21 protein-coding genes and 1 tRNA gene are annotated in these 20,410 nt (G+C 67.6%); 7 read left to right on the top strand and 15 right to left on the bottom strand.

Features of this window, described 5'->3' with window-relative positions; translation table 11 throughout:
* The first annotated feature begins 3 nt into the window (after positions 1-3).
* Genes FHW94_RS12180 through FHW94_RS12165 form a run of 4 tightly spaced genes read left to right on the top strand, consistent with a single transcriptional unit; the run spans position 4 to position 2,524 of the window.
* Complete coding sequence (locus FHW94_RS12180; RefSeq protein ID WP_210425613.1) at positions 4-1,143, top strand: DUF3089 domain-containing protein; 1,140 nt, start codon at positions 4-6, stop codon at positions 1,141-1,143.
* Positions 1,140-1,607 (top strand): Holliday junction resolvase RuvX, encoded by a 468-nt coding sequence (gene ruvX / locus FHW94_RS12175; protein WP_168556056.1) that lies wholly within the window; start codon positions 1,140-1,142, stop codon positions 1,605-1,607. The genes FHW94_RS12180 and ruvX overlap by 4 nt, the downstream gene beginning before the upstream one ends.
* A gap of 48 nt (positions 1,608-1,655) precedes the next feature.
* Entirely contained in the window at positions 1,656-2,117 is a 462-nt protein-coding gene (locus FHW94_RS12170) for a PaaI family thioesterase (RefSeq protein WP_168556055.1), read from the top strand.
* Positions 2,114-2,524, top strand: a complete 411-nt coding sequence (locus tag FHW94_RS12165; RefSeq protein WP_168556054.1) for a PaaI family thioesterase — start codon at positions 2,114-2,116, stop codon at positions 2,522-2,524. The genes FHW94_RS12170 and FHW94_RS12165 overlap by 4 nt, the downstream gene beginning before the upstream one ends.
* Here the strand turns inward: FHW94_RS12165 and FHW94_RS12160 are convergent, their stop codons facing one another.
* The 4 genes from FHW94_RS12160 to argH are packed head-to-tail and all read right to left on the bottom strand — an operon-like array spanning position 2,525 to position 6,247.
* Complete coding sequence (locus FHW94_RS12160; RefSeq protein WP_168556053.1) at positions 2,525-3,304, bottom strand: bifunctional precorrin-2 dehydrogenase/sirohydrochlorin ferrochelatase; 780 nt, start codon at positions 3,302-3,304, stop codon at positions 2,525-2,527.
* 4 nt (positions 3,305-3,308) lie between these two features.
* A complete protein-coding gene (gene lysA / locus FHW94_RS12155; RefSeq protein WP_168556052.1) occupies positions 3,309-4,568 on the bottom strand; it encodes a diaminopimelate decarboxylase in 1,260 nt (419 codons plus the stop codon).
* Positions 4,569-4,599: 31 nt separating this feature from the next.
* Entirely contained in the window at positions 4,600-4,866 is a 267-nt protein-coding gene (locus FHW94_RS12150; protein WP_168556051.1) for a hypothetical protein, read from the bottom strand.
* A gap of 4 nt (positions 4,867-4,870) precedes the next feature.
* The gene (gene argH, locus FHW94_RS12145) at positions 4,871-6,247 is read right to left on the bottom strand and encodes an argininosuccinate lyase (RefSeq protein ID WP_168556129.1); all 1,377 of its coding nucleotides are present in this window, start codon (positions 6,245-6,247) and stop codon (positions 4,871-4,873) included.
* A 25-nt stretch (positions 6,248-6,272) separates the two neighbouring features.
* On the opposite strand from argH, the gene FHW94_RS12140 reads away from it, so the two are divergent.
* A complete protein-coding gene (locus tag FHW94_RS12140) occupies positions 6,273-6,851 on the top strand; it encodes a TlpA disulfide reductase family protein (RefSeq protein ID WP_246866083.1) in 579 nt (192 codons plus the stop codon).
* Here the strand turns inward: FHW94_RS12140 and FHW94_RS12135 are convergent.
* The 6 genes from FHW94_RS12135 to FHW94_RS12110 all read right to left on the bottom strand — a co-directional run bounded on the left by FHW94_RS12135 (position 6,835) and on the right by FHW94_RS12110 (position 13,810).
* A complete protein-coding gene (locus tag FHW94_RS12135; protein WP_168556049.1) occupies positions 6,835-7,941 on the bottom strand; it encodes a PepSY domain-containing protein in 1,107 nt (368 codons plus the stop codon). The two genes, FHW94_RS12140 and FHW94_RS12135, sit on opposite strands and share 17 nt — an antisense overlap.
* Before the next feature lie 2 nt (positions 7,942-7,943).
* A complete protein-coding gene (locus FHW94_RS12130) occupies positions 7,944-10,019 on the bottom strand; it encodes a TonB-dependent receptor (RefSeq protein WP_210425612.1) in 2,076 nt (691 codons plus the stop codon).
* Positions 10,020-10,101: 82 nt separating this feature from the next.
* On the bottom strand, positions 10,102-10,518 hold the full coding sequence (locus FHW94_RS12125; protein ID WP_168556048.1) for a DUF2946 family protein: 417 nt from the start codon (positions 10,516-10,518) through the stop codon (positions 10,102-10,104).
* A 112-nt stretch (positions 10,519-10,630) separates the two neighbouring features.
* Positions 10,631-10,706: transfer RNA gene (locus FHW94_RS12120), tRNA-Val, on the bottom strand.
* Between the two features lie 42 nt (positions 10,707-10,748).
* Positions 10,749-12,290, bottom strand: a complete 1,542-nt coding sequence (locus FHW94_RS12115; RefSeq protein ID WP_168556047.1) for a hypothetical protein — start codon at positions 12,288-12,290, stop codon at positions 10,749-10,751.
* A gap of 11 nt (positions 12,291-12,301) precedes the next feature.
* Positions 12,302-13,810: a DUF4139 domain-containing protein gene (locus FHW94_RS12110; RefSeq protein ID WP_246866082.1), complete on the bottom strand. Its 1,509-nt coding sequence runs from the start codon at positions 13,808-13,810 to the stop codon at positions 12,302-12,304.
* Between the two features lie 130 nt (positions 13,811-13,940).
* On the opposite strand from FHW94_RS12110, the gene FHW94_RS12105 reads away from it, so the two are divergent.
* A complete protein-coding gene (locus FHW94_RS12105) occupies positions 13,941-14,330 on the top strand; it encodes a LysR family transcriptional regulator (RefSeq protein WP_168556046.1) in 390 nt (129 codons plus the stop codon).
* Positions 14,331-14,407: 77 nt separating this feature from the next.
* Here FHW94_RS12105 and FHW94_RS12100 read toward each other — a convergent pair whose 3' ends face one another.
* From FHW94_RS12100 to dksA, 5 genes are all read right to left on the bottom strand, one after another.
* Positions 14,408-14,926, bottom strand: coding sequence for a hypothetical protein (locus FHW94_RS12100; RefSeq protein WP_168556045.1), 519 nt, complete (start codon positions 14,924-14,926; stop codon positions 14,408-14,410).
* A 133-nt stretch (positions 14,927-15,059) separates the two neighbouring features.
* Entirely contained in the window at positions 15,060-16,808 is a 1,749-nt protein-coding gene (locus FHW94_RS12095) for a DEAD/DEAH box helicase (RefSeq protein WP_168556044.1), read from the bottom strand.
* 217 nt (positions 16,809-17,025) lie between these two features.
* Positions 17,026-18,525, bottom strand: a complete 1,500-nt coding sequence (locus FHW94_RS12090) for an ABC transporter substrate-binding protein (protein ID WP_168556043.1) — start codon at positions 18,523-18,525, stop codon at positions 17,026-17,028.
* Between the two features lie 87 nt (positions 18,526-18,612).
* The gene (locus FHW94_RS12085) at positions 18,613-18,981 is read right to left on the bottom strand and encodes a PilZ domain-containing protein (RefSeq protein WP_349237508.1); all 369 of its coding nucleotides are present in this window, start codon (positions 18,979-18,981) and stop codon (positions 18,613-18,615) included.
* A 286-nt stretch (positions 18,982-19,267) separates the two neighbouring features.
* Positions 19,268-19,726 carry an RNA polymerase-binding protein DksA gene (gene dksA / locus FHW94_RS12080; protein WP_168556042.1) on the bottom strand — a complete coding sequence of 153 codons (459 nt, stop codon included), beginning with the start codon at positions 19,724-19,726 and terminating at the stop codon, positions 19,268-19,270.
* Positions 19,727-20,100: 374 nt separating this feature from the next.
* Here dksA and FHW94_RS12075 point away from each other — a divergent pair, with 374 nt between their 5' ends.
* Positions 20,101-20,403 carry a hypothetical protein gene (locus tag FHW94_RS12075; protein ID WP_168556125.1) on the top strand — a complete coding sequence of 101 codons (303 nt, stop codon included), beginning with the start codon at positions 20,101-20,103 and terminating at the stop codon, positions 20,401-20,403.
* The last annotated feature ends 7 nt before the right edge of the window (positions 20,404-20,410 follow it).

Here is a 20,410-nt window from a genome sequence, read left to right as displayed (position 1 = left end):
ATAATGATCAAGCGGGTAATCCAGGCCGGCGCGTTGTTCGTGGCGCTGGCCTTGCTGTGCCTTGGCGTGCTGAGCCAATGTTCCGCGCAGATTTCACGCTATGCCTTTGCGCCAACCCACGGGTTCGAACCCGGTGCACCGCTGCCGCCGCGCGCCTATGACGACGCCGCGATGTGGATCGCGCGGCCGGGATTGGCCCGCGATCCCGCGCAATGGCTGCCACCCGGCATGATCCATGGCGTGACCGGCGATGCGGCGGTGTTCTTCGTCCATCCGACCAGCTACCTCAGCCGCAACCACTGGAACGCCCCGCTGACAGACGCGGATTCGCGCCGCCGTGCCGAAGTGCTGGTTGCGGCAACTGCCAGCGCGTTCAACAGCGTGGGCCCGGTCTGGGTGCCACGCTATCGCCAGGCCGCCTTCGGGGCATTTCTCACCGAAGGAGCAGAGCGGCAGCGCGCGATGGACCTTGCCTATGGCGACGTGCGCGCGGCCTTTGCCACATTCCTGACAACGCTGCCGCCCGAGACGCCGATCGTGCTGGCCGGGCACAGCCAGGGGGCCTGGATCGTGGCCCGCCTGCTGCGTGACATGGTGCGGGGCAAGCCGCTGGCCCGCCGCGTAGTGGCCGCCTATGCCATCGGCTGGCCGATCGTCGCGTCGCGTGCCGCTGCCGAAACCGGCTTGCCACCCTGCAGCGCGCCCGATCAGGCCGGATGCCTCGCGGGCTGGATCAGCTTTGCCGAACCGGCCGATCCAAGGCTGCTGGTCCAGGCCTATCACCCCTGGCCCGAAACCGGCGCGGCAAACCAGCCGGCCGATGCGCCGCTGCTTTGCGTCAATCCCCTGACCGGCACCCAGGGAGGCGCGGCGCCACGCAGCGCCAACCGCGGCACGCTGCTGCCCGATGAGAACGACGACGAGACCGAACGGGCGGGACCTTTGGTGCCGGCGCTGGTGCCGGCGCACTGCAGCGCGCAAGGCATCCTGCTGATCGGGTCGCCGCCTGAAATCGGCCTGTTCGTGCTGCCCGGCAACAACTATCACGTCTACGATATCCCGCTGTTCTGGGCCAATCTGCGCGCGGACGCCTTGCGTCGCAGCGCCGCGTGGCACCAGAAGCGGGATGGAGGAACCCGATGATCACGCAAAGCACTGCCGATTTTCGCGCCGCCCTGCCGATGGGCGGGGTGCTGATGGGTCTTGATCCCGGCACCAAGACGATCGGCGTGGCGCTGTGCGATACCGGCTGGCGCTTTGCCACGGCGGGGCAAACCGTGATCCGCCGCAAGTTTGCGCAGGACAAGGCCGCGCTTACCGCCATCGTCGCCGAACGCAGCGTGAAAGGCCTGGTCATCGGCCTGCCACTCAACATGGATGGCAGCGATGGGCCGCGCAGCCAATCCGCCCGCGCCATGGCCCGCAATCTGGCTGACCTCAACCTGCCGGTCCTGATGTGGGACGAACGCTGGTCTACCCAGGCCGCCGAACGCGCGATGATCGAGCAGGATTTCAGCCGGGCCAAGCGCGCCCAGCGCATCGATTCGCATGCCGCCGCATTGATTCTCCAGGCCGCGATCGACGCCCTGGCCGGCGGCGTCCTGTAATTTAAGCATTCGGTTGAACACTGCCCCGCGATGCGGCAAGGAACGGTGATGGCAGACGATCAACCCCCAACCTGGCGCAACGAAGGCCCGTTCGATCCGGCCCGTGCCGGCCAGTTGCTGGGGCGGATGGGCCACGGCGGATTCCTGGGCATGCGCTATGGCGATCACGGCCCCGACTGGTTCGAGGCGGAACTGCCGTGGCGCGAGGACCTGGTGGGCGCAGGCAACACCGGCGTGCTGGCTTCGGGCCCGATCATCAGCTTGTTCGACAATTGCACGGCGATGGCGATCTGGACACGGCGCGGGCGCTTCGTGCCCCATGTGACGCTGGACCTGCGCATCGACTACGTGCGCGCCGCGGTGCCGGGGCGCAGCGTGATCGCGCGGGCCGAATGCTATCAATTGCGCGGTGACCTGGCCTTTGCCCGCGCGCTGGCCCACGATGGCGACATCGCCGATCCGCTGGCCCACGCCGCGGCGATATTCATGGTGCTGGGGGAAAGCGAATGAGCGATCGCCCGGCCTTCATCCTGCCTCCCTTTGCGCTGGCGATGGGCATGGCGCTGTCCGCCGACGACGATGGCAATCCGATCGTCACGATGCAGTTCGGCAGCCATTCCGAAGGGCGCCCGGGTTTCCTGCACGGCGGCGCCATCGGCGGCCTGCTGGAAATGGCGGGCTTTGCCGCGCTTGCCACCGATCACGCCCGCCGCGGGGTGGAGCAGCGGATGAAGCCGATCAACATCTCGATCGAATATCTGCGCGCCGGCCTGCCCCGCCCGATCCACGCCATGGGACAAGTGCTGCGCGCCGGGCGCCGCGTGGCCAATGTGCGTGTGGAAGCCTGGCAGGCTGACCGCGCCACGCCCATCGCCAGTTGCTGGATGAATTTCCACCTCTCGGCGCCCAAGGCCTGATCAGCCGGGCAAGCGCAGTTCCACGGTCAGCCCCTCGGGGAGGGCCGCGCCGGGCGGCAGGCGCTGCGCATCGGCGCGAGCGCGGGCCAGCAGCGCTGCGGGCACATCGGAAGCGGCGACAACCGCGTCGGCCATGCCGAGCAGGCGCGCCTCGCGCAAGGTAAGGTCTTCGGGATCGGCGCTGCGCAGCGCGATCACGTGATGGCCGGTCGCACCGCCCCGCGCGCCGCCCAGCCAGGCCTCTACCGCGCCCGCCGGCTGCGCCACCATGGGATCGAGCGCCCCGCCCTCGCCCAGCGCCAGGTCGAGCGCGCGGCGCCGTTCCGCACCATCGGGAAAGCGCGCGCGCAAGCCTTCGCGCGCAGCAAACAACGCATCGGCCAGCGCGCCCAGGCCCTGGGGCAACAACCGCTCCAGCCGCAGGCGGATATGCTTGGCCAGGCCCGCCGAAGCGCCCGCCGTGCCCACGGCGATCACCACCGGGCTGCGATCGACCAGCGACGGCGTGGTAAAATCGCACAGCGCCGGGCGATCCACCACGTTGACCAGCAGGCCCGCCCCCCGCGCGCGCAGCGCGTCGGCCATGCAGGCATCGGCGCTGTCGTGGGCTATGAAGGCCAGCCGCGCGCCGATGTCGATGCCGTGGGCCAGATCGTCGATCACCTGCCCGCCGGCCCGTTCCACCAGCCGGGCCTTGGCCTGCGCTGCCTCCCCATGGCCCAGCACGATCACCGGCTGCCCGGCGATGCGGTGGAACAGGGGGAGAGCAGGCAGGCTCATCGCGTCAGGCCAGCCATTCCGGCACGCGCTCGGCGGCCAGGATCGTGGCGGGCTCGATGCGGTCGGCCACCACTGCCCACTTGTCGCCATCGACCATCACTTCGGGCACCAAGGGCCGTGAGTTGTAGGTGTTGGCCATCGTCGCGCCATAAGCGCCGGCGGTGCGGAACACGGCAAGGTCGCCCCGCGCCACCTTGTCGATCGTGCGGCCCATGGCAAAGGTATCGCTCGATTCGCAGATCGGGCCGACGATGTTGGCCTCCATCGTCTCGCCACCGGGCGAAACGGCGGCGAAATCGTGCCAGGCATCATAGAGCGCCGGACGCGCCAGATCGTTCATCGCGGCATCGACCACCACCCAGGGGGCGCCCACGCCTTCCTTCACGCGCACCACGCGCGTCATCAGCACGCCGGTGTTGCCGGTGATCACCCGGCCGGGCTCGAACATCGCGGTAATGTCCCAGCCTTGCGTCACGCGGGCGACCATCGCGGCGTATTCTTCCGGCTGGGGGAATACTTCGCCGGCCTTGTAGGGCACGCCCACCCCGCCACCGAAATCGATATGCGTGACGGCATGGCCAGCCTGGCGGATCGCGCGCATCAGGTCGCCGATCTTGGTAAAGGCGGCTTCCAGCGGATCGAGCCGCGACAGCTGGCTGCCGATATGCAGCGCCAGGCCGCGCATCGCCAGGCCCGGCGTGGCGGCCAGGCGCGCATAGATCGCGCCCGCGCGGTCATAAGGCACGCCGAACTTGTTTTCCGCCTTGCCGGTGGAAATCTTGCCATGGGTGCCCGCGTCCACATCGGGGTTCACCCGCAGCGCGCATTGCGCGGTCTTGCCCAGGGCCACGGCGATTTCGGCCAGCTCCAGGCCTTCTTCTTCGCTTTCCAGGTTGAACTGGCCGATCCCGGCCTCCAGCGCGCGGGCGAGTTCCGCTTGTGTCTTGCCCACGCCCGAAAACACGATGCCATCCGCCGGCATTCCCGCCGCCAGCGCGCGTTCCATTTCCCCACCCGAAACCACATCGGCGCCATAACCTTCGGCGGCCAGAACCTTGAGCACGGCAAGGTTGGGGTTGGACTTGACTGCAAAGGCCAGCTTCACCCGCGGCAGCACGGCCAGGGCATCGCGAAACACGCGGGCATGGCGCGTCAGCGTGGCGCGGGAATAGACATAGAGCGGGGTGCCCACCGCTTCGGCCAGCGTGGGCAGGGCAATATCCTCGGCGTGCAGCACGCCGTTCAACGTGTGAAAGTGGTCCATCGGAACTCTCGAAACAGATTTTTGAAAACGCTTATTCTTCGGGCGGCAGATCGAACGGGTCGTCCTCGCGCTCTTGCGAGCGGCTGCGCAACTCCACGTTGCGATCGGGCTTGGCCTGGATCGGCGCTTTCAAAAGCTCGTCCGCCCCGCGGCTCTGCGCACGCCCATAAGGCGCCGGCGGCAGGCCATGCCCCGGCGTGGGTTTCAGCTCGCGTTTGTTGCCGCAGCCGGCAAGCGCCAGCGCGGCTACACCAACGAGCAGGAACCCAACGGCTTTCGGGGCAGCGGGACGGATCAAGCGATTACTCCTCTATACCCAGTGCTTCGCGCGCCTGGGCCACGCGCTTCCTTACCTCGGCGGGGGCAGTTCCGCCATGGCTGCTACGCGCCGCCACCGATGCTTCGACCGAAAGCGCGGCATAGACGCGTTCGTCGATACGCGCATCGATGGCTTTCAGATCCTCGAGCGGCAACTGGTCGAGCGCGATGCCCCGGCTTTCAGCGAGCTTCACGGCGCTGCCGGTGATGTGGTGCGCTTCGCGGAACGGGATATTGGCCTGGCGGACCAGCCAATCGGCCAGGTCGGTCGCCGTGGCATAGCCGAGTTCGGCTGCGCCGCGCATCCGCTCGGTGCGGAACTTGGCCTCGGCCACCATGCCGGCCATCGCCGCGATCGACAGGGCCAGCAGGCTGGCTGCTTCGAACACCGGCGGCTTGTCGTCCTGCATGTCCTTGGAATAGGCCAGCGGCAGGCCCTTCATGGTGATCATCAGGGCCGTTAGGCAGCCCACGATCCGCCCCGAATGGCCGCGCACCAGTTCGGCCGCGTCGGGATTCTTCTTCTGCGGCATGATCGAGCTGCCGGTCGAAAGGCTGTCGGGCAGCGTGACGAAGCCGAACGGCTGGCTCGCCCAGATGATGAATTCCTCGGCCAGGCGCGAAAGGTGTAGCGAACATTGCGCGGCTGCCATCAGGTAATCGAGCGCGAAATCGCGATCGGACACCGAATCGAGGCTGTTGTCGGTCGGCCCGTCGAAGCCCAGCGCCTGCGCCGTGCGGAAGCGGTCGATCGGAAAACCGGTGCCGGCAAGCGCGGCGGCGCCCAGTGGCGAGCGGTTCATGCGGGCGCGCGCATCGGCAAAGCGCGAGCGATCGCGCGCGATCATCTCGTAATAGGCCATCAGGTGGTGGCCCAGCGTCACCGGCTGCGCGGTTTGCAGGTGGGTGAAGCCGGGCATGATGCTGGCGGCATGTTCGCCCGCGCGCGTGACCAGCGCGGTTTGCAGCGCCAGCAGGCCCGAATCGACCTGATCGATGGCATCGCGCACCCACAGGCGGAAATCGGTGGCCACCTGGTCGTTGCGGCTGCGCGCGGTGTGCAGGCGGCCTGCCGCCGGGCCGATCAGTTCGGCCAGCCGGCTTTCGGTGGTCATGTGGATGTCTTCCAGGTCCCAGTTCTCGGGCACCCCATTGGCTTCGTATTCGGCGGCCACCTGGTCCAGGCCGCCCGCGATCAGGCGCGCATCATCCTCGGCCACGATGCCTTGCGTGGCCAACATGTCCACATGGGCCTTTGACGCGGCGATGTCTTGGCGCCACAGCGCCTTGTCGAAGGGAATCGAGGCGTTAATCTCGCGCATGATGGCCGAAGGGCCGGCGGCGAAACGCCCGCCCCACATCTGGTTGGAGCCTGAATTGCCGCTCATGTCCGCTCGTCCGCCCTATGTGCCGTTGATCCTGGGTGCGCTGGCCGCAGCCACGCTTGGCGGCTGCGATAGGCAAGCAAGCCCGCCGGCGCAACCGTCGAGCGCCGCTGCCGCACCCGCAGGTGGCGCGAACGCCGCCGCTGGCAAGATCGACAGCAGCCACAAGGGCGCTGCCATGCCCGCCTTTGCGCTGACCGGGCCCGATGGCACCAAGGTTTCGTCAAAGGATCTGGCCGGCAAGCCGGTGCTGGTGAACCTATGGGCCACCTGGTGCGGCCCCTGCGTGGTGGAAATGCCCACGCTCGACAAGCTGGCCGCCGGCGGCCTGCGCGTGCTGACCGTGTCGCAGGACAGCGCGGGCCAGGCCGACAAGGTCAAGGGCTTCAAGGCCGAGCATGGCCTGGCCCACGTGCAGATGCTGCTCGATCCCGACAACGACCTGTCGTTCCACTACAACACCGGCGTGCTGCCCACCACCGTGGTCTATGACGCGCAAGGCAAGGAAGTGGGGCGCGTGGTCGGCGCGTTCGACTGGACCGGGCCCGAGGCTGCAGCCCTGATCAAGGCCGCCTCCTGATCCACCAGCGCCACACCCCGGTGACATAGAGCGCCACGGGCACCAGCCCCGCCAGCACGACGGCCAGCCGCAAGGGCAGCCCGGCGGCCGAGCCATCGTGCAGCGGATGCAGCCACTTGAGCCAGATGTCCATGGCCCCGCCCCGCGCCACGTCTGCCGTGGCCAGCACGGCGCCGCTGTGGCGATCGACCATGACCCAGCTATGCGGAAAGCGCGGCGATGGATCGGCGCGCTGCGCCAGGCGCAAGCGATAGGCGCCCTGCCCGCGCCCGGGCAATTCCACCCACACCGCGCGGGCACCAGGCAGGGCCGCCTGTGCCACCGCCACCGCGCGCGAGACCGGAATGTCGCGCCCCGGCGCGGCATCCGCAGGCTGGACCGGGGCCTTTTGCGCCTGGCCCAGCATGGGTGACAGAACGCTGTCGGTTTCCTGCGGCAGAGCCAGCATCACGCCGGTCAACGTCAGCAGCAGCAATAGCGGCGCGCCCGCCAGGCCCGCCAGTTTGTGCCAGTCGTAAAGCCGGCGCACCGGGGCGGCCCCGGCCTTGAAACGCAAGGCCTTGGCCCATCCGCCCCTTGGCCACCAGGCCCAGATGCCACTGGCCAGCAGCATGGCCAGGGCCAGCCCCGCCCAGCCGAAGATCGTGCCGCCCAAGGGCCCCAGCTTCAGGCAATAATGCAGGTCATAAATCCAGGTCATCCCCCCGTCGCCCCAGAATTCGGCGCGCAGCACCCGGCCGCCATCGGGGGAAAGCCAGGCCATCAACGGGGCATGGCCCGCGCCCGCACGCTCGGCCGGATGGTAATAGCGCGCGGGGATCGCGCCATCCCGGCCGGTCAGTTCCAGCCGCCACGGACCGTCCCGCTGTGGAAACATGGCGTGCAGGGTAACCGCTGCCCGGTCCCAATCGGCCGGCCCAGCATGGCCCGCCACCTGCACCACCGGGTGCAGGGCGCGGTCGATCTCCACATAGAAGACCAGCAGCGCCCCGGTCACCCCGGCCAGCACCATCAGCGCCCCCAGCGACAGACCCAGCCACAGGTGCACGCGCCGCACCCATGCGCGCAGGCTTATGGTACGGCGCGCCATGGTCAGAAACGCACGCGGGCGCTGGCGGTCAGGCCCAGGCCCTCGGCCGGGCTGTGCGCGCTGGGCGAACGGCTCTGGCTGGTGGTTATGCTCGAATCGTACCAGACATATTCGTAAGCCCGGTCGAACAGGTTCTTGCCCGTCAGCGCCAGTTCCAGCTTCTCCAGCCTTTCCAGCGGGCGAAACGCCACTTCGGCATTGAACACGGCGTATTGGCCGAACTTGCCCACCGCCGGGTCGTTGGCCGTGGTCAGCCAATAGCTCGATTGCCCATTGCCCCAGACCGAAACGCGCCAGCGGGCCGAAGGCGTCAGGTCCACCCCGCCCGACCACAACCAGTGCGGCACGTGGTCGATCTCGTGCCCTATATACGTGGGGGTTGCCGGATCGGCGACGCGGATGCGCGAGGTTTGCCAGGACAGCGCGCCCCAGGCGGAAACGCCCGCCACCGGCCTGACGTTCACCTGCACGTCCACCCCGCGCCGCCGCGTGGCACCCACGTTTTCGCTGTCGCCCAGCGGATCGTTGAGCTTGCGCTTGATCTCGCCACTGGCATCCTGCAGCCACAGCGCCACGCGCGCTTCCACCCCTGCCACCGGGCGCAGCTTTACGCCGGCTTCCCAGCCTTCGTTGATCGAAGGCGCCAGATCGGTGGTGCGCGGCGGGATCAGATAGGCACCCGATCCCACCCCGATCTGGAAGCTCTTGCCATAGTTGCCATAGAGCGTGACCTGGCTGACCGGGGTGATCGCCACTTGCAGCTTGGGCTGGCTGATCGTGCCGTAATCGTTGATCGGCGCCGTGGTGCCGGTCAGCCGGTTGTGGAACGTGCCGCCCACCCAATCGAGCCGCCAGCCCGGGCTGATCGTCAGCCAGGGCGCCGGCTCCAGCCGAACCTGGGCATAGACGCCGCCGATGTTGGTGGTGAAGGCCTGGTCGCGCGTTTGCGCGGTCACCACCCGCGCCACGGTGTTGTAGCGCAGCGAGACATTGTCCTGCCACTGCATGTCGCCGCCCACTTCGGCCATGACCGGAACGCCGGCCACGCGCGCATGCCAATGCAGCGCCGCGCTGGCGCCATAATGGTCTTCGTCGGTCACCCGCCGTTGCTGCGATGTGGTGGCGGAAAACTTGACATAGCGATCGTCGCGCAGGCGGTTGGCATAGGCCTTGGCGGTAAAATCGACCGTGTCGCCCAGGCTTGCATCCAGGTGCAGGCTGCCCTGCGCCACGGTGCGCGTGTCGCCATCGGTGCGGTTGTAGGCGTTGGTCATGCGCGGGTTGGCGGCGGCGTTTTCCAAGGTCAGATAGCCCGGCTCGTCGGCCGTGCCGCGATACCAGCGCGCAATCGCGCCGATGCGCACATCCTCGCTCGGGCGAAAGAACCACTTGCCCGCCAGCGTGCCCCGCGTCAGGCCGCCATGATCGCGCCACCCGCCGGCCTGGCGCCAAGCCGCCAGGTAGTTCTGGCTGAACCGGCCCTTTTCGATTCCCGCCACGGCCTGCGCTTCATAGGTATCGAAGCTGCCGCCCGAAACCTTGCCTTCCAGATAGTTGCCGCCAATCCGCGTCTGGATATTGGCGCTGCCGGCAATGGCATGCACGCCATAGCGCGGATCGGAAGTGCCGCGCACCACTTCGATCCCGGCGATATCGAGTGGAAAGACCGCATCGATATAGGGCATGTTGCCGTCGTTGCTGTTGGCCGGCACGCCATCGATCAGCAGCTTGACCGCGTTGATCTCGCCCTCGCCATTGAAACCGCGAAAGCTGAACTTGCCGCTGGTGGTGCCTTGGTTGAAATTGGTGAGCATCACGCCGGGCAGGCGGCCGACCAGTTCCCAGGCATAGTTGACGTTGGCCCGCTGCGCCACGTCGCCGCCCATACGGTCGATCGAGGTCAGGACGTTCTGCGACGAGGCGGCCATCGATCGCGCCGACACCACGATCTGCTCCCCGATCGAAAAACCGGTATCGACACCGTTGGCTTTCTCTGCAGCAGCCGGCGCTGGCTCTGCCGCCTGCGCGGGCATGGCGAAAACAAGCGCGCAGGCAAGCGCGCTTCCCGAAATACGCATTGTGATAATCCCCTGTCCGGCGCCTGGCGCCGGCCTGAACCTTGGTCATGCCGCCCCGGCAGTGGGGGCGGCGTGGTGTGGATCAGGCGATCAGGGGTGGGCCGCGCAGCGGGGGCCAGGCATGGGAATGCCGGCGCGGCGCGAGAGCCGCCACTGGTGCAAAGCCCAGCGCCAGGATAAAGGCCAGCGCGCCAGCCAGCAGCACCGGATCGGCGCCACCCAGCAAGGCATGGCCCAGGGCGCCAAACGGACACGTGCCCTGTGCCTTGGCATGGCCGGCATCGGCCTTGTCGGCCGCACCGCTCGCCGGCACCACCACCTGGCGCACCAGATCGTGGCGCCCGTCGATCCCTTCGGAACAGAGCTGGATGGTAAAGCTGCGCGTTTCCCCGCCCACCATATAGCCGGCGGGCACCAGCGCCTTCATCGCCAGGGCCAAGGCCACCAGCGCAAGGGCCAGGCCACGATTCCGCAGAAGAAAGGCGCGCAGGGCAATCATGCGATACGCGCCATAAGTGGCGCTAGCCGGATTGTCATCAGGGCAAAATGTCCCGCGAGGCCATAAACCGCCTGCTCTCACGGTATAAACGAGATGCTCTGGCGCGTGGTCCTGGTGGGCGGTGACGGGCTCGAACCGCCGACCCTCTCGGTGTAAACGAGATGCTCTACCAACTGAGCTAACCGCCCCCGTCCGGGGAAGCGCGCCTTTGCGGGATTTGCGCGGCAAGGTCAACGGGTTTGCGCACTGTCCTCTATCCGAAATGTGAGCCGCGCGGTGCTGTGGGCAGGCACGGTCACGCGCCAGAGCGGCTGGCCGTTCTTGCGGGTGAGCGGGCGGGAGGGGCGGGTCAGGCGCTGGTCTTCCGGCACGGGAATGGTGAGTTCGGCCTGCACGGGCTGGTCACGGCTGTTGGTCAGGGTGGCTATGTGATCGCGCCACTGCCTATGTTCGTCTTCCGTGGTCTCGGCCTCGGCCAGATGCACCGCCGTTGCCTGGCCAAGTTCGATCTCGATCTCCTCGCCTTCGGCCTTGTCGTCCATGCGGCCTTCGCCCACCGGCAGGGTGGTGGCTCCATGCGGTTCCAGCACCACGACATGCCCGGCCGGCAAGGCCAGACCCAGGCCATCGGCCTTGCGGTTGTTGAGGCGGATGGCCTGGCGCAGCGGTTGGTCCTCGCGATCGTCGAGCGACAGCGTGCCTTTGGTGAACGGCTGCACTTTCACGCCGCGCCGTTGCGCCAGGGCCACCTGCTTTTGCGCGCGCGGGGCGATCGTGGTGGGCATGGGCAGGCGATAGAGCTTGAGATCGCCCAAGGCTTCCTGCCGCGCCATCACGGGCGCGCGGCGCTGCGCGGTGACGATGATGTCCTCCATGCCCGCCACGGGTGCCGGGGCCATCAACATGAGCGGCGCCGACTCCGGCGGAGGTGGCGGGGGTGGCGGCGGAGGTGGAGGGTTGGTTTCGCATTGAAACGACAACCACTCGCCGCTGTTGTACCGGCCGCCCCAGCCCCGCCGCTGCTTTTCCGGCTTGCCGGCCACCACGGCGGCGGCAGCCCCGGCAAAGGCGGTATCGTCGCTGCTCGCCAGGGTAATCCACGCCGCCAGATCGAGATGGCGGCCATCAGGCCGCATCGACAGCACATAATCGGCACGCCAGTCGAACCCCCAGGCAAGGTAGCTGAGCGTCAGGCGCGCCGACGTGGCGACCGGCGCGGCGGTTTGCACCGACAGGGTGGGCTTGGCGACCAGGCCGGCGGGCAGTTCGCCATAGCTGATATATTCATCGGGCCAGGCGCAGCGGGCAGAGCGAAAACCTTCGCGCGTCTGGATCACCGCCGCGCCATCGGGGCCGGAGCGGATCACGCCTGCTTCCTCGATCACCGCCTTGGTCTTGGGATCGACCCGGCGCAGCATGACCGGCCGGCCAAAGCTGCGGGCATAGAGATTGCGCGCGCCGATCAGGTCTGCGTCCAGGTTCTGTTCGGCCACGCTGCCAGGCAACCCGCGCACCAGCGCGGTTTCGGCCAGCATCCCGGCCGCCACCCCTTCAAACCGCACGGTGGCCGGCCCGGCAGGCAAGGCCACGTCGCGCGTTTCGGTGACGAGGGCATAGCCACGCAGCCAATTGCCATCGAAATCGGCGTCCGCGGTCCGTCCCGGCTCGCGATAGATCGTCACCGCCACGCTGGCCGGCGCAGACGAAGTCACCGCCTGCTGCGCCAGCGCCAGGCCGGGCCACAGCGCCACGGCCGCGATCAGGCTGCGCATCGACACCCGCCTCAATAGCGGGTGTCGATCGTGGCCGTCAGGGTGACCGCGCCGCGCGCCGGCACCTTCACGCGCCAGACCCGGCTATCGCGCGAAAGCTGCCGTCCTGGCTGGCTTTCGGCCGAAACGCGCGTGTCGTGCCAGCCATTGTCGAGGCCATCCTGGATCACGTCCACCTCCACCGGAACGGCGCGGGCATTGGTCACTTTCCAGGCCATCTGCGTGCGCCAATACGTGGGATGCGCTTCCACCGTATACGTCACGGGCGCCTCGGCATTGCGGGTGATCCGCCATTGATCGACGCGCTGCCATTCCTCGCCGGTGATGCGCTCGCGCTTTTCAACCGTGGGCTGCACTTTCACATCGAACGCGGTGCCGGTTTTCAGCGCCAGGTCCGATCCCATCGGGGTGTGGGGCAGCGGGCTTTCCCCCACGAACTGCGGGTTCCCGCGCGCATCGCGCATATAGACGCGCATCGTGCCGGCCGGCAGCGCATCGCCCAGCCCGCCATCCTTGGCCGAAGTGAACGCCAGCACGGTATCGACGCTTTCGCCTTCCTCCGCGCTATGCTGCCAGTCGTTGCGATACTGATACAGCTTTTGCGCCGGCACGCCGGCCACGTTGAGGAAGCTGACCTGCTTGGTCTGGGCATTGGCCACCGTGGTGCGCCCGGCCAGCGGATAGACATGGAAATCGCCCAGCGTCTCGCGCCCGTCTTCGCCGCCGGTGCCCATGCGATTGCCGATCGGGCGCCGCCTTTGCGGGGGATAGACGACGGCATTGCCATCGTCGCCGTCGCCGCTTGGCTGGCCCGCCACCAGCATCACCCGCGCATTGGCAAAGCCGGTGCCCGTGGTGTTGGTCAGCGTGACCCAGCCCTGGACATCGAGCTTGCCCGCGCCTTCATCGAACAGCGCCACATAATCGGCCTTCCAGCCGAACCCGCGCGAGAGATAGCGCAGCCCCACGGCCCGTGCCCCACCGCCGGCAGCATCGAGCGTGACCGAAAGCGTGGGCCGCGCACGCAGGCCTGCCGGCAGCCCGGAATAGACCACGCGGCCCGGCATTTCGCGCAGCACCTCGATCCGGTTGCCCACCTGCACCACCGCGCCCTGGTTGTTGGCCAGCACATGCGCAGTCGTGGCCACTTCCTTGCCATCAGGCCCCAGGCGCACCACGCTCACGTCCTGGCCTACGGACTTGTCGAGCAGGGCACTGGGCGTGAGCAGGTCGTAATCGAAATTCTGTTCCACCACGGCGGCACCAGGCGCGGAAATGGTGACCGTTTCCGGCCTGATCTGCGCCGAGACATCGGGAAATTCCTGGCGGCTGAGGCCCTTGGGCAGCTCGATCCGCCGCACATCCTCGATCAGGGCCATGCCGTTATAGATGGTGAGCGCCACATCACCCTGCGCGCTTCGGGTTTCCACCACATCAGGCGTGGCCGCATGGCCCGCGGCGGCCACGCCCAGGCCCAGCGCCACGCTGCCCATCGCCCACGTTGTCCAACCCGGCCGCATCGCGCTCTCTCCCAATTGCCGAACCCCACGATAACCGTTTGTTTCGAATGCGCCACCGTCGATCGCAGCCACACCGGCGCAAATCGCCATCGCGCTTGAGCAGGCATGCGTGCTGGCCTAAACTCGGGCCATGGCACCGGCACCGCATATCAAGATCAAGCTGCAACTCTATTGCGGCGATGCCATCGCCATGGGGCCGGGCAAGGCCGACCTGCTCGATGCCATCGCCCGCGAAGGCTCGATCTCGGCCGCGGGCCGCGCCATGGGGATGAGCTATCGCCGCGCCTGGCAACTGGTCGACGTGATGAACCGCTGCTGGCACGGGCCGCTGGTGGAAACCTTCCCCGGCAGTGCCCACGGCGGCGGCGCCAAGGTCAGCGCGTTGGGCCAGTCCGTGCTGTCACACTACCGCGCCTTGCAAGCCCGGTTAGGCGGCGAGGCAACCTGTACCGATGCACAAGCGCTGGCAGGCCTGCTGCGCACCGAACCGCTGGAGCGGCAGGACGAACGCGCGGGGTAAGAGCACAGCCGCTGCGCGAAACCCACTCCGTCACCCCGGACTTGATCCGGAGGCTCGCCCTGTTTTGCCGTTTACGATCAATTCTGCCAAATGCTGGCGGCTTGGCGCCAATCGTCCTGAGAGCCATAGTGGGCGATGGCTTCGGCACGGTTCACCAACAGCCAGGCTATCATCGCAGCGATGGCTGCTTTCTGGGCCGCATCAAACGAATGCAACAGGCGGTTGTCAGGGCCATCGTGGGTCAGATGAAAGGCCATCTGGCCCGCATACCAATCCAGATCGGGCCAAAGATCGGGCGCCATCGTAAATCGCGCCAAGGCCGGCATCAGATGCGCGACACCCTGCGCGCTGGTATAATAAAGGGGATCCCAACCTTCGTGCCCAAGATCGGCGCGACGCAAGGCCATGCGCGGTCGGGCCTTAAGCTCTTCGTCGTGCTCGCGGCATTCCGAGCAGTGGTCAACATTGGTGAAATGGACAGGTCGCTCGATAGGGGCGAAAGCCTCGTCCACCAGCCGCAGAACCTGTGCGGCTTCGGCATCCCATGCAAAGCCTTGAGGCAAATCGTCGGGCTGCCATGTCAATGTCTTTGCCATCGGAACGATACTGACATGGCCCGATGGCCAAACACAACGGTGTCTGCGCAAGAGAGGCCGGCCTGAGCCGACATACCCCCTCTGCCTTTAGCCAGACACCTCCCCCACGATGTGGGGGAGGATCGTTGCGGCATCAGCCCTCGCGGCGGCGGGGCGGGCCCTTGCGGTGCGGGGTGCGGGGGCCATCGCCGCGCGGACCGTCGCCACGTGGGCCGAAGCCTTCGCGCGGGCGGTTGGGGCCATTGCCCTGGCGGCGGTTGGTGCGGGCCATTTCACGCGGCGGTTCGCTCGGTTCGATACGGATGCCGCTTTCGTCCTCGGCGCCTTCGCGGGCGGTGCGTTGCAGCGCGGCGCGGAAGCGGTCTTCCATTGCCTTGGGCACCTGGAAAAAGGTTTCGCTCGGCCCGATGCGGATCGCACCGATTTCGTTGCGGGTGATGTGGCCACGGCGGCACAGCAGCGGCAACAGCCAGCGCGGATCGGCATTCTGGCGGCGGCCGATATCCATGCGGAACCAGGCCACATCGTCAAAGCCGGTGCGGTGGGTGGCCTTGCGGCCTTCCTCGGTGGAAAGGTCGATCAGGTCTTCGGGCTGCGGCATGGCCAGGCGATGGCTGCGCACCAGGGCGAGCGCGATGTCGCGCGGGGCCATCTTTTCCATCAGCGTTTCGGCCAGCGCCACGTCCACGTCGGCCAAATCTTCGGCGTCGATCGGCGTCAGCAGCTTTTCCATCAGGCGCTCGCTGTCGCGCTGGCGAATCTGGTCCGCGCCCGGTGCCGGCATCCATTCCGCCTCGATCCGCGCGCGGCGCAGCATTTCTTCCAGGCGGCGGCGGCGCGGATAGGGCACCACCAGCACGGCCGTGCCCTTGCGCCCGGCACGGCCGGTGCGGCCCGAACGGTGCTGCAGGGTTTCGGCATCGCGCGGCACTTCCACGTGCACCACCAGGCTGAGCGAAGGAATGTCGATCCCGCGTGCGGCCACGTCGGTCGCCACGCAGATCCGCGCGCGCCCGTCGCGCAGCGCCTGGATCGCCTGGTTGCGCTCGTTCTGGCTGTGCTCGCCCGAAAGCGCCACGGCGGCAAAGCCGCGTTCGACCAGCGTGGCGTGCAGCCGGCGCACGTTGTCGCGCGTGGCGCAGAACAGCATGGCCGTTTCCGCCTCGTGGAAACGCAGCAGGTTGATGACCGCGTTCTCGATGTCGTTGGGCGAGACGGCGACCGCCTGATAGCTGATGTCACCATGGCCCTGGCGTTCGTCGATGGTCGAGATACGCAGCGCGTCGCGCTGGTACTGCTTGGCCAGCAAGGCGATGGGGCGCGGCATGGTCGCCGAGAACAGCAGGGTGCGGCGCTGCGCCGGGGTGGCGTCGAGCAGTTCTTCCAGGTCTTCGCGGAAGCCCATATCGAGCATTTCGTCGGCTTCGTCGAGCACCACGAAACGCAGGGCCGAGAGGTCGAGCGCGCCGCGCTCCAGATGGTCGCGCAGGCGGCCGGGCGTGCCCACCACGATATGCGCGCCATGGTTGAGCTGGCGACGTTCCTTCGACGGGTCCATCCCGCCAACGCAGGTGGCAATGCGCAGGCCGGCCTTTTCGTAAAGCCAGGCCAGTTCGCGGCTCACCTGAAGGGCCAGTTCGCGGGTGGGGGCAATCGCCAGGGCCAGCGGCGCGCCGGCGGGCGGAATGCCGTCGCCCAACAGGTCGGCGGCCATGGCCACGCCAAAGGCCACGGTCTTGCCCGAGCCGGTCTGGGCCGAAACGAGAAGATCGCGGCCGGCCGCTTCCGCTTCGAGCACGGCAGCCTGGACCGGAGTCGGCTCGGCATAGCCGCGTGCGGCAAGGGATTCGGAAACGGCAGCAGGGAGAGATGAAAAGGGCATGAAACTCAACGGGTCTGGGCCGGGCCGCAACGTGGGCAGGGACCGGCGGGGGATTATTACGCGAAGGGTCTAAAGGCCTGATGACAGTGCCACGGCCTCACCACGCGAAGCCCGATATACCATCTCTCGGCCCGAGCCCCCTAGCCGCTTGTTCCTTTCACCGCCATGACCAAATGCCAAAAATCGCCATCATCGTGGCGATTCTTCGAAAAAATGCCTATTTTGGCACGACGGTCAGCGATGGCAGAGGGTGCCAACCCCATGGATTGGGGGAAAACCCGGTCACGCCGCCTCGCACCAGCGACCAGCGCAGCGGCCGGGCAATCGGAATGAAGCCATTGGCCGCAGTTACCGCGCGCTCGGCCTGGGCAAGCAGCGCGGTGCGCGCCGCCGGATCGCGTTCGCCCCGCGCCTGGGCCGCCAGGGCATCGCCTTGCGGGCTGCATGCCGCGGGGCTGACCGGGCAGGCCAACTGGTTGAGAAACCAGGCAACGCGGGTATAGCGGGCGACATTGTCGACCAGGCGCAAATCCGCCGCCCTGCCCTCGTCCACGCGTTCCACCTCCACGCCGATGCCGGCAAGGTCGGCGGCGATGCGCGACAGCGCCAGGCGGGAACCCGGCCCATCGGGCGCGGCGATGCGCAACCGCGGCGCGCCTTGGCCCGTCGCCATCCACGCGATCACGCGCTGGCGGGCCAGGGCGCGCCGCTGGTCCAGCGTGGTGCCGCCCCAGCGTTCGCCGACACTGCCGTCGCTGTCGGGCACTTCGGCCGAAACCAGCCGCGTCGTGCCGCTCCACCCACCGATGCCGAATGCAGCCACCAGGCCATCGCGATCGATCGCCAGGGCCAATGCCTCACGCCGCAGGGGATCGGCCAGGAACCCGTCGGCGCGCAGCACCTGCAATCCGAACAGGCCCATGACCGGATCGAGCTGGACGTTGCCGCGCGAAAGCATGGTCGTACCGGCTAAGGGCAGCGAATCGATCGTGCCGCCCAACGCCACATCGATCAGCCCGTCGTTGAACCGCTGCGCCGCCACGGCCATCGGCTCCAATTCCAGGGCAAGCGGCCGCACGCTGCGCGAGAACCCGTCCTGCGCAGGCAGCCCCCGCTTTTCGGGGGGAATCGGGGAAAGCGTGGCCGATAGCCCATCATGGCGCAGGCCAAGCGGGCCCGAACCCAGCCGCGTGCGTGGCAGGCCGAGTTCGGGCTGGGCCAACAGGGTGAGCAGGTCGGGCAGCGGCGCGGACAAATCCACTTCCACCACGCGATCGGTCATCACCCGGATATCGTCGATCGGCGCGAGATCGAGCCCCAGCGCCGTGCCCGATAGCGCGCTGCGCGCCCGGCGCAGGGCAGTGGCCACGCTGGGTGCGTCGATCGGCGTGCCATCGGGCCATGTGCCATCGCGCAGCCGGAAAATATAGCTGAGGCCATCGTCGGTCACGATCCAGCGCTCGGCAATCGCGGGCACCACGCGTCCTTGCGCGTCAAATCCCACCAACCCTTCCACCGTCGCCGCGCGCAAGACCTGGGCCGCGGGCGAAAGGCGGGTGGCGGCGGTCTGGAATGCGGTTTCATCGCCAGCCAGCGCCACCGGCAGCGGGCCGCGACGGTCTGCGCCGCAACTGGCCAGAGCGCCGGCCAGAACCGGGGCCAACAGCGGCAGAAACGCCGCAAGCGTGCGGCGCGAATGGCAAAACAGCGGGGCCATGGCCCCTGCCTAGCAGATCAAGGCCGGCAGGCCAGTAAAGAAGGGCGTGGTAGAATTCGCCCGCGCCCAGTCAACGCTTGTGACGGCTCACAGCTTGCGCAGGCGCTTGACTTCGTTCTGCGCCAGCGGCGGGCGTACATAGCGCGGGGCGTAATCGTCGGATGGCTGCGTGGCCACCGGCTCGCGCGCCAGCTTGGGATCGATCTGTTCGACAAAGGCGATGCCAAAGCGGTTGTCCTGCACCCAGGCCACCACGCCTTCGATCCAGCCGATGTGGCGCAAGTTCGCCTCAAGCCGGGTACCGCGCGACACGCGCAGCGCACCTTCGGCCATCATCCCCCCGGCCGAAAGATTGCGCACGCGCACGCGATGCTCGCCGTCCTGCCCATCAAGGCGCAGGTCGGCCATCAGAAAAAGGCTGTCGCGCCCCAATTGCCGATGGTCGATATCAGTCACCGTCAGGTTCCGTTCCAGCAGAGATGGGCCAGCAAGGATGGATCAAGGAAGATGGGGCCAGCCACAAGTGGCTTGCGCCCGCCCTGCCCATCATGCGCAGCTATCCGTACCGACGCTGTAAACGAAAACGGCAAAAAAATCCTTAAAATCGGCATGGCCCAGCAGACAAGTGCCGATGGCAGCGGGGCGGCAGGCCCGCCCGCGCGTTTACCGAGTATCACAGCGTGGCGGATCGCCCGCGGCCGCCGGCCGGCGCATGGCCAGGCCGAGCGTGCCGCCAAGCCCATCACATGTCGCGCGAAATCTTTTCGCGGCGCTCGTGCGCTTCTTGCGCTTCGACAGTCATCGTCGCGATCGGGCGGGCGATCAAGCGGCCCAGGCCGATCGGCTCCCCGGTCACTTCGCAAAAGCCGTATTCGCCTTCGTCGATGCGACGCATGGCCGAATCGATCTTGGCGATCAGCTTGCGCTGGCGATCACGGGTGCGCAGCTCGATGCCCCAGTCGGTTTCGCTCGACGCGCGATCGTTGAGATCGGGTTCGCGAAGCGGGCCGTCCTGCAGGGCCGAAAGCGTGCCGGCCGAGGCAGAGAGGATCGATTTCTTCCATTCGAGCAAAAGGCGGCGAAAATAGTCGAGCTGAAGCTCGCTCATATAGGGTTCGTCGTCACTCGGAACGTAATCACCCGGCATGGCCCGGCGGGCTTTTGCCAACACGTCAATTTCGTCACCCAGAACCCCAGCCATCCGGCCCTCCGTATTGCGCCTTCCGACCACCGGGGCCGCAACGCGCCGCATGTTGGCGCGACCAGCCCCCGGCTTGCCGCGCCTATAGGCAGGCTGGAAAGGGCGCACAAGCACTTCCTCAACACCTTGGCGCATTGCTGCTGAACCGATGTGAAACAGACCGATAGGCATTGCGCACCAGTCCCCCGGCCAAATCGCGGCACGCAGCGATTCATGATTAACGGTTTGTTGACCTTAATTGGCGAGCGTTGCCGTGCCGCCAGGGGTTGGGTCTGGCAGATTCGCAGGGGGAATGAACGATGCCACAAGCACAATCCGAAACGGCGCAGAGCAGGATGTCATTGGTGCCGCCGCCACCGCCCGCCCATGCCGCGATGGGCGCGCACGGCACCGCAGACCGCGCCGACAGCCTGATCGCCGCATGCCTGGCTGCTGCCGCGCAGGGTGACAGCCACGCCTATTTCGATCTGGGCGTCGCGTTTTCCACCGGCAGCTATGGGGCCTGCTGCGATCTGGTCGAAGCGCACAAGTGGTTCAACCTGGCCGCCGTTGCCGGGCATAACGATGCCGCCCGCGCCCGCGCCGATGTTGCCGAAGACCTGACCGCACGCGAAATTGCCGAAGCGCAGCGCCGCGCCCGCGAATGGCTGCGCGCCGCCGCCCGCCGCGCTGCCTGACCGGCAA

It is taken from the genome of Novosphingobium sp. SG720, assembly GCF_012275365.1.
In the GTDB taxonomy this organism is placed as follows: domain Bacteria; phylum Pseudomonadota; class Alphaproteobacteria; order Sphingomonadales; family Sphingomonadaceae; genus Novosphingobium; species Novosphingobium rhizosphaerae.
The sequence above is the reverse complement of the archived record's forward strand: the minus strand, read 5'-3'. Positions and strand labels throughout refer to the sequence as shown.

Bases quoted from the DNA above. Each gene is read 5' to 3' on its own strand.
- argH (WP_168556129.1), bottom strand. From the start codon at position 6,247: ATGTGGGGCGGGCGTTTCGCCGCCGGCCCTTCGGCCATCATGCGCGAG.
- FHW94_RS12170 (WP_168556055.1), top strand. From the start codon at position 1,656: ATGGCAGACGATCAACCCCCAACCTGGCGCAACGAAGGCCCGTTCGAT.
- FHW94_RS12160 (WP_168556053.1), bottom strand. From the start codon at position 3,304: ATGAGCCTGCCTGCTCTCCCCCTGTTCCACCGCATCGCCGGGCAGCCG.
- lysA (WP_168556052.1), bottom strand. From the start codon at position 4,568: ATGGACCACTTTCACACGTTGAACGGCGTGCTGCACGCCGAGGATATT.
- FHW94_RS12100 (WP_168556045.1), bottom strand. From the start codon at position 14,926: ATGGCAAAGACATTGACATGGCAGCCCGACGATTTGCCTCAAGGCTTT.
- FHW94_RS12135 (WP_168556049.1), bottom strand. From the start codon at position 7,941: ATGGCGCGCCGTACCATAAGCCTGCGCGCATGGGTGCGGCGCGTGCAC.
- FHW94_RS12125 (WP_168556048.1), bottom strand. From the start codon at position 10,518: ATGATTGCCCTGCGCGCCTTTCTTCTGCGGAATCGTGGCCTGGCCCTT.
- FHW94_RS12130 (WP_210425612.1), bottom strand. From the start codon at position 10,019: ATGCGTATTTCGGGAAGCGCGCTTGCCTGCGCGCTTGTTTTCGCCATG.
- dksA (WP_168556042.1), bottom strand. From the start codon at position 19,726: ATGGCTGGGGTTCTGGGTGACGAAATTGACGTGTTGGCAAAAGCCCGC.
- FHW94_RS12180 (WP_210425613.1), top strand. From the start codon at position 4: ATGATCAAGCGGGTAATCCAGGCCGGCGCGTTGTTCGTGGCGCTGGCC.
- FHW94_RS12110 (WP_246866082.1), bottom strand. From the start codon at position 13,810: ATGCGGCCGGGTTGGACAACGTGGGCGATGGGCAGCGTGGCGCTGGGC.
- FHW94_RS12105 (WP_168556046.1), top strand. From the start codon at position 13,941: ATGGCACCGGCACCGCATATCAAGATCAAGCTGCAACTCTATTGCGGC.
- FHW94_RS12095 (WP_168556044.1), bottom strand. From the start codon at position 16,808: ATGCCCTTTTCATCTCTCCCTGCTGCCGTTTCCGAATCCCTTGCCGCA.
- FHW94_RS12140 (WP_246866083.1), top strand. From the start codon at position 6,273: ATGTCCGCTCGTCCGCCCTATGTGCCGTTGATCCTGGGTGCGCTGGCC.
- ruvX (WP_168556056.1), top strand. From the start codon at position 1,140: ATGATCACGCAAAGCACTGCCGATTTTCGCGCCGCCCTGCCGATGGGC.
- FHW94_RS12075 (WP_168556125.1), top strand. From the start codon at position 20,101: ATGGGCGCGCACGGCACCGCAGACCGCGCCGACAGCCTGATCGCCGCA.
- FHW94_RS12115 (WP_168556047.1), bottom strand. From the start codon at position 12,290: ATGCGCAGCCTGATCGCGGCCGTGGCGCTGTGGCCCGGCCTGGCGCTG.
- FHW94_RS12165 (WP_168556054.1), top strand. From the start codon at position 2,114: ATGAGCGATCGCCCGGCCTTCATCCTGCCTCCCTTTGCGCTGGCGATG.
- FHW94_RS12090 (WP_168556043.1), bottom strand. From the start codon at position 18,525: ATGGCCCCGCTGTTTTGCCATTCGCGCCGCACGCTTGCGGCGTTTCTG.